Origin of the sequence: Phaeobacter cretensis (genome assembly GCF_047372505.1) — a bacterium.
GTDB classification, from domain to species: Bacteria; Pseudomonadota; Alphaproteobacteria; order Rhodobacterales; family Rhodobacteraceae; genus Phaeobacter; species Phaeobacter cretensis.
Genome location: NZ_JBKBEU010000001.1, coordinates 2,672,586 through 2,684,469 on the forward strand (window position 1 = coordinate 2,672,586; position 11,884 = coordinate 2,684,469).

Below are 11,884 nucleotides of genomic sequence, written 5' to 3' on the forward strand. Positions count from 1 at the left end.
CATATGGCAAAGACAGTTTTGGTGATCGGTGCGGGCGTTGTAGGTGTCAGCACCGCGTTGCGTTTACAGAGCGAGCTGGCGTCCGAAGGCGGTCAGGTTATCTTGCTTGATCGCAAGGGTGTCGCAGAAGAAACCTCAGCGGGCAACGCCGGGGCCTTTGCCTTCACCGATCTTGAACCGCTCGCCACGCCCGGCATCATGAAAAAAGCTCCGGCCTGGCTTTTGGATCCTCTAGGACCGCTCTCAGTACCGCCTGCTTATGCGCTACAGTTGACGCCTTGGCTGATCCGATTTTGGCGCGCGAGTTGGCGAGATCGCTATCAGGCGGTAGTCAGGGCGCAGGCGTCCTTAATGAATTTGGCTCAGGCCGCAGCAGAACGCCAGATCTCTGACACCAAAGGTGAAGCGATGATCCAGCGCGAAGGGGCTCTGCAACTTTATGAATCCGAGGCTGAGTTTGCCGCCAGCCAGCGTGGATGGCAGCTGCGCCGTGATCATGATATCCGGTTTTCCCTGCTACACAGCCCAGCCGAAATTGCCGAGATCCAGCCAGGACTGAGTTCCCGTTTTACGCATGCGGGTTTCACTCCGGACTGGATGAACACCTGTGATCCCAAAGCTTGGGTTGAGCATCTTTTTCAAGCTTTCATGGCGCGTGGCGGCCAGTTGCGGCGCACTGAGGTGCTTCATTTGGAATCTACTGATAACGTCGTGACGCTTGCCACCAATGGCGAGAGTATCACCGCTGACCAAGTGGTCGTAGCAGCTGGTGCATGGTCCCACCATCTGGCCAATCGTTTGGGCGAGAAGTTACCACTGGAAACCGAGCGGGGATATAATACCACATTGCCAGCAGGCTCTTTTGATCTGCGCACCCATATCACGTTTAGTGGGCATGGGTTTGTGGTAAGCCGTATTCGTGGTGGTGTACGGGTCGGCGGGGCGGTTGAACTCGGCGGCCTGAAGCTGCCGCCAAATTTCAAACGTGCTGATACGCTCTTGTCCAAGGCTTCGCGGTTCATGCCTGAACTGGACACGACTGGTGGTACGCAGTGGATGGGTTTCCGTCCATCTCTGCCCGATAGTCTGCCGGTGATCGGACCAGCCAAGCGCGACCCGCGGATTACCTATGCTTTCGGCCACGGCCATGTCGGATTAACCCAATCGGCGGCGACTGCTGAACTGGTTACGGATCTGGTTCAGGGGAGGAGCCCCTCTATTGATTTGGTCCCATTTGGGGCTGATCGTTTTTGATGCTGTGCCTGCTACGTAAAAAGTAGATAAATCCGCCGGTTGTCTAATTGGGGCGAACCGTTGCTCACACCCTTGAGTGATCCGCAAAACAACCGTGAACGAATTCGAAGGAATTGCGTGGTTACCTCAAAGGCGTTCCGTCACTTAGCGACAGAATCAGTACTAAAAATCAGGAGACATGCGTGCAATGCCCAAGGCCCCGAAACTATCGCTCAAGCTAAAGCTGCCTCTCATCATGGTGGCTCTGACTGCAACGTTTCTGGTTACGGTTTCATTCCTCGTCTATTCAATGGCGGAAAAGAGCATTCGCGATTTCGTTTATGCCTCCAAGGAAACCACCGCTCGCTCCGGTGAACAGGCGCTAACCTATATGATCGAAGCCGCACGCCGGGACCTATCGATCAACGCGTCTCAGCCAACGGTATTTCGCGCCATTAACAACTTTGACCGTGTTTATAAGATGATCGAAGAAGAGCCGGTTGGCTTTCTGCGGCGTCACTACATGGAAGAAAACCCCAACGCGACAAACGAGCGTCATCTCCTCGCGGACCCCGGAGATGGATCTTACTATAGTCAATCCCATGCAACCTATCACCCAACCTTTTTGCAGTCGTTGGAGGTCAATGGGTACGAAGACCTATACCTCCTGAATGCTGCAGGCCAGTTGCTCTACTCCGTCAAAAAACGTGAAGACTATATTCAGCAGTTTGGATCGGGCCCAAATGCAGAAAGTGGCCTGGGTCAAGTTTTTAGTGCAGCACTCAAGGCCGAGGCCGGTCAGGTCGTCACAGCGGATTTCGCCGCCTATGAGCCGGGTGGCGGGGCAGCTGGAGCTTTTTTGGGCGTTCCAGTTTTCAACAAGAAAAAAGAAGTCATCGGCGTTATGGCCGTGCAGATTTCCAGCGGTTCGGTTGTGACGGCACTGACCTCCAACATGGACGTCGATGGGCATCAGAACATCTTCCTGGTCGGCCGAGATGGCGCAGCGCGCAGTCCATCCGTGATTGAGGGGCAGTTCGCCACAGGTGACACACTTCCGGATAGCGCCGAAATAGCAGCAGCAACGGCAGGCGAGGCAGGCTTGTTCGAAGATACGACATCAATATCCGGCGAGCAGGTGGTCGCATTGGTGCAGCCTCTGGCAATAGATGGGTTCGATTGGTCGCTTGTGCTGCAAACCGATGAACGCACAGCCTTTGCCGAAGTCAGTGAAATCCGGCTAGCCGCAATGTTGATGATTGGTGTTTCTGTGCTGATCGCTATCGTTGTTTCATTCGTGGCGGCGCGGCATGTCACGCGCCCAATCCTGGCGCTACGTAAGGCGACCAACGCTCTTGCAGAAGAGGACTACGCGACCGAGATTAGTGGTCGCAACCGGGGCGACGAGTTGGGGGATTTGGCTCGCAGTCTGGATACGTTCCGGGACAAATTGCTGATTGCGGATGCGGCTGCCGAGCGCGAGGAAAAATCCGCTAAACAGACAGCTGCCGTTGTCGAAGAGATGAGTGGCGCTTTGGCTGAGTTGCAACGCGGAAATCTGGCCTGCGATATTCAAGCCCCTTTTGCTGAGCACTACGAAACTCTGCGTGAGAACTTTAATCGTAGTTTGGTCAACCTGAGAGATTCGCTTTCTGAAGTGGTTGATGCGGCTCATAACGTTGATAAATTCTCAGAAGAGCAACGCGGGTCTGCGGAAGAGATGGCGCATCGTACAGAAAGCCAGGCCGGCACTCTGGAAGAAACAGCATCTGCCTTGCAGGATTTGACCAACAGTATTCGCGATACCGCCGATCGGGCCGGGCAGGTCGATGATACCATGCGCGGCACGCGGGATGATGCAGAGCACAGCAATCACATTGTTACATCGGCGGTGCAGGCTATGGATCAGATCCAGGATGCATCCGAACAGATTTCGCAGATTATCAACATGATCGACGACATCGCGTTCCAGACCAATCTGCTTGCCTTGAATGCCGGTGTTGAGGCAGCCCGAGCTGGTGAAGCTGGTGCAGGATTTGCCGTTGTAGCCTCTGAAGTGCGGGCGCTTGCCATGCGCGCGTCGAAAGCCGCGGGTCAGATCAAGGGATTGACCACAGCGAGTGAGGAACATGTAGCAAACGGGGTGGCGATGGTTGGCCGCGCGGGAGATGCTCTCAGTGGGATCATCGAAAAAGTCTCCAATGTATCCGGTCTTGTCACCGAAATTGCAGACGGGGTTCAAAAGCAGTCCAAAGGGTTGGAGAACATCAACAATGCCATGGGCCGTCTGGACGGGACTACGCAACAGAATGCCGCCATGTCTGAAGAAGCCTCTGCCGCTAGCCAGCTGCTTCAGCATGAGGCGCAGGCCTTGACGGGTGTGGTCTCTCGTTTTCAGCTTGGGGGCGGAGTTACTGCCGCAAACACGGACGACTGGAGCGCAGCTGATGATGTCGCCAACGGGAAAGCGACTTATGGCTAAGCAATCCCGCTAATGAAATAGCGAAGCACGGGCTGATATTCAGAGCGTGCTTCGTTGTTGGGATGGCCGGTGTCTGCTACGAAATCATGTGCTTGTTAAGCAGTTGTGCTGATCAAACCCTGAGCTGTTACTGGCTTAGAGTCATGAACCCACCCTGCAATGCTGTGACTGCGGTCTGGTTCACATCTGGCACTGAATTACGATGCGCCATTCGTTCAAGATTGACGATGGTCGACAGCATGATGCGATCGTGACTCCAATCACCCGGGCGCTGCATTAACAATGCGGTGGAAAAAACACCTGTAACCAGCATGCCAGACACCAACATCCAGCCGAACAGATGTGTGCCCTGCGGCTGCGTCGTAGTCACGACATCGATCCGTCGTGCCAACGTAGCACCTCTGCGTAGTTCGCGACGATCGACCAGCGCCACGGAAGGGCTAGGTTGTACAAACCGGATCGGATCCTGTGTCGCCAGGGCACATGCTCGGATCAGGCATTCGCAATAGGCGCGAATGTCTCGTCTGCCATGGGTCATGAGTGCTTGGTCACAGGCAAACTCACGCAACATTCGCACTTCGCGACGCCATAGATGGTAGGCCGGATTCCAGAACAAAAACGGACGCAACGCTTCTAACAGAAACTCACATTCCACATCGCTCTGACGGAAATGTTGCAATTCATGCGCAACGCTCAGACGCAAATCCGATGGGTTTGTAACCAGAGCCGATGGAAGCACTATATATCGGGTGAACAGGCCGCGTGTAGAGAAGGCGACGGTGCTCTTGTCACTAATACGGATCTGTACACGGCCCAGATGCTTCCAGATATAGGCCTGCCGAAGCCCTGCGCGCAGCCGAAATGCCGCCATTGAGCTTTGCATGATCGAGAGAATTGCCCCCAGGATCAAAACGGTGACCGCAAGCTGTGACCAGAGGCTGGTTTGGGCCATCAATGCCTGAACAAGATCTTCGCGCAGCCCAAGAATGCTCTCAAGCCGGGTGGCGCTCATATTGACGTTACCCTGAAGATACTGCGCAACCAGCATGTCCGACAGGGTCGGGGGGTGCGAGACAACATAGGTGGTCAGAGCCACTGCTAGTACAGGGGATAAGGTCAACAAAAGTGTCATGCTGTTCAGCAGCTTCAGCTGCGGGCGAAACGCTGGCCCCAATCGACTGCGCGTCAGCACGGCACGTAAGGCCAACCAAAGAGCGGTGCCAGCAAACAGAAGTAAATTCAGGTCTATATAGGCGTTCAGAAAACTCTCAGCGTTCATCGTCCCCCAACCTTTCGTTCAGCAAGGCCCGTATCTCCACGAGCATCTCGTCGGTGATATCCTCGTCGTCCACCAGGCGGGCTACCAAAGCTGCTGGTGCGCCATTGAAGAGCTTGCTCGAAAGGTTCTTGAGAGTGGTTTTCTGATAATCTGCCTTGGGTACCGCAGTGCGGTAAACCAAGGACCTGTCAGCCCGTTCGCTGGTCAGAAACCCTTTTTGTTCCATAATTTTCAACACGGTCGCAACTGAGGTATAGGCACGTTCCTGGCGTTTGTTCAATTCGGCCAGAATATCACGCACCGTGCCGCCGCCCGTTTCCCACACAACTGTCATGAACTCGAGTTCAACCTCGGTCAAAAGCGGGTTGTCCTGTTTCTTTCGCATCACTTAGTGTCCGGTTCTTTTGGGCTTTGTTCATGCTAGGGGATTTGAGAGGCGTTTGAAAACTACTTTTTTAGGAGAGTAGCGCCTGAGACGGCAAAAGTTGTATCTTTGAATGTCACAAAGGGCCCGGCTAGGGCCCTTTGCTAATAAGCGTGTTTCAGACTTTCCAGAAGGTGAAGGCGAACCATCCAATTGACAGGCCCAGCGGCCACCAGAGCGGCATACCCACCAAGCCGAGCCAGGCCAAAAATATATAAGACGTGCCCAGAAGACTGATAAACAGGCGGTCGCCGCGGGTTGTTACCAGCCCCAGCACACCTTTACGGGTGTCGCCTCCGGGCTGGCGGATTTCCAGAAGGATCATCAGGCCTATGCCCGAAAAAATCCCGATGAAGACAAAGGCGGTGGGCCATGTCCAGGCCATCCAACTCAGCATTATACCCTCCCCATCGCAAAGCCTTTTGCGATGTAGTTACGGACGAAATAGATCACGATCGCGCCCGGAATGATTGTCAGCGTGCCGGCAGCCGCGAGCAGGCCTAGCTCATAGCCGGCACTCGATGCGGTTTTGGTCATGGTTGCTGCAATCGGTTTCGCGGCCACAGCGGTCAATGTCTTGGCCAACAGCAGTTCGACCCAGGAGAACATGAAGCAGAAGAAGGCTGCGACGCCGACGCCGGCCTTGATCGACGGAATGAAGATCGTGGCGAAAAAGCGCGGGAAAGAATAGCCGTCTACATAGGCGGTTTCGTCCAGCTCTTTGGGGATACCACCCATGAAACCTTCTAGAATCCAGACCGCTAGCGGAATGTTGAACAGACAGTGTGCCAGAGCCACCGCTAGATGGGTATCAAACAGACCAACAGCTGAATAAAGCTGGAAGAAGGGCAGGGCGAAAACTGCCGCCGGCGCCATCCGGTTGGTCAGCAACCAAAAGAACAGCTGCTTGTCACCCAGAAAGCGATAGCGCGAGAACGCATAGGCCGCAGGCAAGGCAACAGCGACGGATATCACCGTATTGATTGACACATATATGATCGAGTTGATGTAACCCCAGTACCAGCTCGGATCGGTAAAGATTGTCGCGTAGTTCTCCAGAGTGAAAGTCTGGGGGAACAGCGAGAAGCCGGACAGGATTTCGTTTGTCGTCTTAAAGCTCATCGCGACCAGCCAATAGATCGGCAGCATGAGGAACAGGATATAGACGATGGGGACTATGGTACGTTTTTGCATCGTATCAGATCCTCAATTCTGGTCGTCTTTGGTCATCAGCGTGTAGAATAGCCAGCTGACCAGAAGTGTGATTGCAAAATAGATCAGCGACATCGCAGCGGCAGGGCCGAGGTCAAACTGACCCAATGCGATCTTCACCAGATCAATCGACAGAAGCGTGGTCGAGTTGCCGGGACCACCGCCCGTGAGCACGAAAGGTTCGGTGTAGATGTTAAAGCTGTCCATAAACCGCAGCAGGATTGCGATGGTCAAAACCGTCTTCATCTTAGGTAACTGGATGAACCTAAACACGGCCCAGTTAGAAGCGCCGTCGATCTTGGCGGCTTGATAATAGGCGTCCGGGATCGATACGAGACCTGCATAGCTCAGCAGCACAACAAGCGAGGTCCAGTGCCAGACATCCATCGTGATGATGGTCACCCAGGCCGCAATCGGATCCTGCGTCATATCATAGTTGATACCCAGCGTGTGGTTTAGAAAATACCCCAACAGGCCGATATCGGGCAGGGTAAAGATGTTCCACATTGCACCAACCACATTCCATGGGATCAGCATCGGCAGCGCCATAGTCACAAGGCAAACCGGTACCCAAAAACCCTTGCGGGGCATCGACAGAGCGATTGCAATGCCCAACGGCACTTCGATGATCAGGATCAGGAAAGTGAACAGAAACTGACGGCCAAGTGCCGCATGAAACCGGTCAGAGCGCAGTATCTGCTGGAACCAGTCTAACCCCTGCCAGAAGAAGACGTTGTCACCAAAGGTTTCCTGCACCGAGTAGTTGACCACCGTCATCATCGGAATCAGCGCGTTGAACGCGACCAGCAAGAGGACGGGGAGCACAAAGAACCACGCCTTTTGGTTTTCGGTTTTCATTGTGCCTCCTCCTTCGTGCGGGTGGCAGGTTGGGCGGCTTCGGTGGCGATCCAGCCATCGACATAAAGCCGTGTCTGATCCTGACGGAAGGCCAGATGAACGGCGCTGCCCTTGGCCGGGCCAGCGCCGTCAATCACCGCGTTGATGCGCTGACCATCGGCGTTGCATTCCACAACCGTATGGCGGCCGACGTCGGAGACTTTGGTCACGGTAGCCGGTAGCCCAGCCTCTGCAAGTGAGACAAATTCGGGTCGGATGCCGATCTCGGTTTGGCCCTCAGCAGTACCAAGGGTCGGTCCTTCCAGCGCAATTGGTGTATCACCAAGGAACGGTTGGTTGTTGTGCAGATCGCATGGCAGAACGTTCATACCAGGCGAGCCGATGAAGTGACCGACAAATGTATGTGCAGGTCGTTCGAACAGCTCAACCGGCGTGCCAATTTGCACAACCATACCGTCCTGCATCACCACAACCTGATCAGCAAAGGTTAGCGCCTCTGTCTGGTCATGTGTGACATAAATCATCGTGGCTTTTACACGCTGATGGAGCTCTTTCAACTTGGAGCGTAGCTTCCATTTCAGATGCGGGTCGATCACGGTTAAAGGTTCGTCGAACATGACAACGTTCACGTCCTCACGCACTAGCCCCCTCCCCATGGAGATCTTTTGTTTGTTATCCGGCGACAGGCCGGCGGCCCGCGTAGTCAGCAGATCGGTAACTTCCAACATCTCAGCAATTGCCATGACGCGGTTTTTGACCGTTGCTTCATCCCTGCCGCGATTGCGTAGCGGAAACGCCAGATTATCGTAGACAGTCATCGTGTCGTAGATCACGGGGAACTGAAATACCTGCGCAATATTGCGCTGATCGGGCGGCAGTTTGGTGACATCCTTGCCGTCAAAAAGGATCTGCCCTTCAGACGGGACGAGAAGCCCGGAGATAATGTTCAGCAGCGTGGATTTACCGCAACCTGACGGGCCCAGCAGTGCATAAGCGCCGCCATCTGTCCAGTCGAGGTCAATTTCCTTCAAGGCGTAGTCGGATTCGCTTGAGGGGTTCGGCGCATAGCTGTGCCGCAGTTTTGAGAGTGTAATCTTAGCCATTTGCGCCTCACGCCACGCGGGAGCCATCGGGGGCAAAAACATATGCCGCCGAAGGATCCATATAGAAATCATGCAGTTCGCCCACCTCATAAGGGTGGACCCCCGCCGAAAGGGAAACCCAGCTGCCGTGGCCGACGTCCAGTCCCATGTCGAAATGCGCGCTGCTCTCAGAGCCTGACAACTCGGTCACTTGCACTCGACCTGACAGCTGCACTGTTGTTGCTTGGCGGGGAGTTGGCAGAACGTGATAGGGGCGGATAGCGATGGTGTAGGGGCCGTCTGACAGGTCTGCGGCAGCGCCGACCAGCGACCAACTGACATCATGGCCAATCCTCGCCGTGTTGCCCTCTTTGATAATCGGTGCAGTGTTGATGGGCGGATCCGAGAACACTCGTGCGGCATCAAGGTTCCTTGGGGTGCGATAGATATCGGCGGTGGTGCCGAACTGGCTGACGCGGCCGTCACGCATCAGGGCGGTTTTGCCACCCAGCAGCAGCGCTTCTTCGGGTTCTGATGTTGCATAGACCACCACTGCGCCCCGGCCAGCAAATAGCTCGGGCAGTTGGTCGCGTAATTCTTCGCGCAGCTTGTAGTCGAGGTTCGCCAGTGGTTCATCCAGAAAAACCGCGCGGCTTTCTTTGGCAATCGCTCGGGCCAGCGCGGTCCGCTGCTGTTGACCGCCGGATAGTTCATGGGGGCGGCGATGCAGCATCGGTCGAAGTTGCAAGATATCCGCAGCCTCTTCCACGCGGTCGGTGATTTCTGATTTGGCCATGCCTGCGACCTTCAGCGGTGAGGCGATGTTCTCATAGACGGTCATATGCGGGTAGTTGATGAAAAACTGATGCACCAAGCTGATGTTGCGTTTTTGAGTGCTAAGGGCAGTCACGTCCTGACCGTCCATGACAACCTGTCCGCTGGCAATCGGGTCCAGTCCTGCCATCATCTTGATGAGAGAGGTCTTGCCTGACCCGGTAGCGCCCAGAAGGACGTTGAAGTGACCTGGCTCTAGCACAAGGGAGGTTTCCTTGATGTGCAGCTGAGCGCCGACGCGTTTGGTCACGTTTATTAGTTCGAGTGCCATCTTGCTTTGACTTTCCGGCGGACGGCCTGTTGCGCGCGGCATGCGCGATCATTTTTTAGGGAAATAGGTAGCTCCGGAGAGTGCGTGCCAGGTTCCGGGGCAAAAGTGGGGAGCGCCGCGGATTGATCCGTACGCTCCCCACAAGGACTAGGGGTTACTCAGATGCCCAGCGAGCAACCAGTTCGTCATAGTTGACGGTCTGACCTGCGGGTTTCTCGTTCTCCAGCTTTGGCTTGGCGCCACCGTTGGAGTACCACCACTCTGCGTCTTTCTCTTCGTTCAGACGCGGACCACAGCCGCCATAGACATTGGCCTGCTCATCGGCACGCTGCATGCGGCCCATGGTGATGTCCATTTCTTCAGCCAGACGGTTCATGGCTTCCTGCGGAGTGAAGGCACCCGAATTCACGTCACCGATCTGCTGCCACCAGATTTGGGCCAGCTTGGGATAGTCCGGTACGTTCACGCCAGTCGGAGACCAAGCAACACGGTCCGGGGAGCGATAGAATTCCACCAGGCCGCCCAGTTTATCGGCGCGCTCAGAGAAGCTCTCGTGGTTTACCGAGCTGTCGCGGATGAACGTCAGACCGACATGGGATTTCTTCACGTCCACGGTCTTGGAAACCACGAACTGAGCATAGAGCCATGCGGCCTGTGCACGGTCCAATGGAGTGGAGTTGAGGAAAGTCCAGGAGCCAACATCCTGATAACCAACCTTCTGGCCTTCTTCCCAGTAAGGGCCATGTGGCGAAGGGGCCATCCGCCACAGCGGCGTACCGCTGTCATCAACGGTGTTGTTGCCTTCGGACTTCGGCTTCACCATGTCGGCGGTAAAGGCGGTGTACCAGAAGATCTGCTGGGCCACGTTGCCTTGAGCGAGGGCTGGCAGGGATTGATAGAAGTCGTAAGATGCCGCACCTGGAGGTGCGTATTTGCGCAGCCACTCATCCCACTTGCGGATCGCGTAGACCGCCGCCGGGCCGTTTGCCGCACCACCACGGGTGACACTTGCGCCGGCTGGGTTACAGGAACCCGCTTCCATCCGGATGCCCCATTCATCAATCGGAACGCCGTTCGGCTCACCTTTTGAGCCAGCGCCAGCCATGGAAAGCCAGGCGTCGGTCATTCGCCAGCCCAGATCCGGCGCACGTTTGCCGTAGTCCATGTGGCCGTAGATTGTGGTCCCGTCGACTTCTTTTACGTCTTCCGAGAAGAATTCAGCGATGTCCTCATAAGCGGACCAGTTGACCGGAACGCCGAGATCATAGCCGTATTTTGCTTTGAATGCGGCTTGCAGGTCTTCGCGGTCAAACCAGTCTTTGCGGAACCAATAGAGGTTCGCGAACTGCTGGTCGGGCAGCTGGTACAGATCGCCATCAGGACCGGTGGTAAATTGGGTGCCCATGAAGTCACCAAGGTCGAGACCAGGGTTGGTCACGTCCTTGAAATCGCCGTCCATCATGTCGGTGAGGTTATAGGCGAGCTGCAGGCGAGAATGGGTCCCGATCAGGTCGGAATCGTTGACATAGGCGTCATAGAGATTCCGCTTGGTCTGCATCTGGGTCTGCACGGCCTGAACGACCTCACCTTCACCCAGAATCTGGTGGTTCACCTTGATTCCAGTGATTTCCTCGAATGCCTTGGTCAGAACCTCGGATTCGTAGCTATGCGTTGGAATGCCTTCAGACAGGACGTTGATTTCCATACCTGAAAACGGCTGAGATGCATTGATGAACCATTGCATCTCCGAAAGCTGTTCATCTTTGGTCAGAACCGATGGCTGGAATTCTTCGTCGATCCATTTCTTGGCAGCGGCCTCATCGGCATAGGCTGCTTGTCCCGCGACCACGGCAATAACCGCGGCGGCGGACAAAAGATACTTACGCATCTTTCTCCTCCCTAGTGATTTATTGTGGCCAAAGATGCTTCGTTGCACCTGGCTGACAAACAGGTTCCACACCGGGGCGCACCTTGTCAAACTAATTTTTTAGTTCTTGATAATAAATTGTTTTGCAACAATAAAATATACAACCCTTAGATGCAGGGTGGGTGACGCAACGGCGTTTTGCCGTGCTGCGTCGCGGCATTCTTCTGCGGGATTTCATTGTTCGGGATCCGAACGGCTTTATGCGTCGATGCTGATCACCCCTGTTCCGGCACGGATAAAGTAAATTTGCCGTCGCTGACTGTGGTTTTTGCCGCTAAGGAG

At 55.1% G+C, this 11,884-nt stretch carries 10 protein-coding genes; 2 read left to right on the plus strand and 8 right to left on the minus strand.

Annotated elements, in window-relative coordinates:
- Nucleotides 1–3 precede the first annotated feature (3 nt).
- Nucleotides 4–1,254: an NAD(P)/FAD-dependent oxidoreductase gene (locus ACEWZM_RS12790; protein WP_414006793.1), complete on the plus strand. Its 1,251-nt coding sequence runs from the start codon at nucleotides 4–6 to the stop codon at nucleotides 1,252–1,254.
- Nucleotides 1,255–1,432: 178 nt separating this feature from the next.
- Nucleotides 1,433–3,715 carry a methyl-accepting chemotaxis protein gene (locus ACEWZM_RS12795; protein ID WP_414006794.1) on the plus strand — a complete coding sequence of 761 codons (2,283 nt, stop codon included), beginning with the start codon at nucleotides 1,433–1,435 and terminating at the stop codon, nucleotides 3,713–3,715.
- A gap of 127 nt (nucleotides 3,716–3,842) precedes the next feature.
- Here ACEWZM_RS12795 and ACEWZM_RS12800 read toward each other — a convergent pair whose 3' ends face one another.
- The 8 genes from ACEWZM_RS12800 to ACEWZM_RS12835 form a co-directional block, all read right to left on the minus strand.
- Nucleotides 3,843–4,994, minus strand: coding sequence for a M56 family metallopeptidase (locus ACEWZM_RS12800; RefSeq protein ID WP_414006795.1), 1,152 nt, complete (start codon nucleotides 4,992–4,994; stop codon nucleotides 3,843–3,845).
- Entirely contained in the window at nucleotides 4,984–5,379 is a 396-nt protein-coding gene (locus ACEWZM_RS12805; protein ID WP_414006796.1) for a BlaI/MecI/CopY family transcriptional regulator, read from the minus strand. The genes ACEWZM_RS12800 and ACEWZM_RS12805 overlap by 11 nt, the downstream gene beginning before the upstream one ends.
- 157 nt (nucleotides 5,380–5,536) lie before the next feature.
- Entirely contained in the window at nucleotides 5,537–5,815 is a 279-nt protein-coding gene (locus tag ACEWZM_RS12810) for a DUF2160 domain-containing protein (protein WP_414006797.1), read from the minus strand.
- Complete coding sequence (locus ACEWZM_RS12815; protein WP_008561997.1) at nucleotides 5,815–6,612, minus strand: carbohydrate ABC transporter permease; 798 nt, start codon at nucleotides 6,610–6,612, stop codon at nucleotides 5,815–5,817. Before ACEWZM_RS12815 ends, ACEWZM_RS12810 begins: the two co-directional genes overlap by 1 nt.
- A gap of 12 nt (nucleotides 6,613–6,624) precedes the next feature.
- Complete coding sequence (locus ACEWZM_RS12820; RefSeq protein WP_414006798.1) at nucleotides 6,625–7,488, minus strand: carbohydrate ABC transporter permease; 864 nt, start codon at nucleotides 7,486–7,488, stop codon at nucleotides 6,625–6,627.
- On the minus strand, nucleotides 7,485–8,591 hold the full coding sequence (locus ACEWZM_RS12825) for an ABC transporter ATP-binding protein (RefSeq protein WP_414006799.1): 1,107 nt from the start codon (nucleotides 8,589–8,591) through the stop codon (nucleotides 7,485–7,487). Before ACEWZM_RS12825 ends, ACEWZM_RS12820 begins: the two co-directional genes overlap by 4 nt.
- 7 nt (nucleotides 8,592–8,598) lie before the next feature.
- A complete protein-coding gene (locus ACEWZM_RS12830; protein WP_414008034.1) occupies nucleotides 8,599–9,675 on the minus strand; it encodes an ABC transporter ATP-binding protein in 1,077 nt (358 codons plus the stop codon).
- 154 nt (nucleotides 9,676–9,829) lie between these two features.
- Nucleotides 9,830–11,563, minus strand: coding sequence for an ABC transporter substrate-binding protein (locus ACEWZM_RS12835; RefSeq protein ID WP_414006800.1), 1,734 nt, complete (start codon nucleotides 11,561–11,563; stop codon nucleotides 9,830–9,832).
- Nucleotides 11,564–11,884 lie beyond the last annotated feature (321 nt).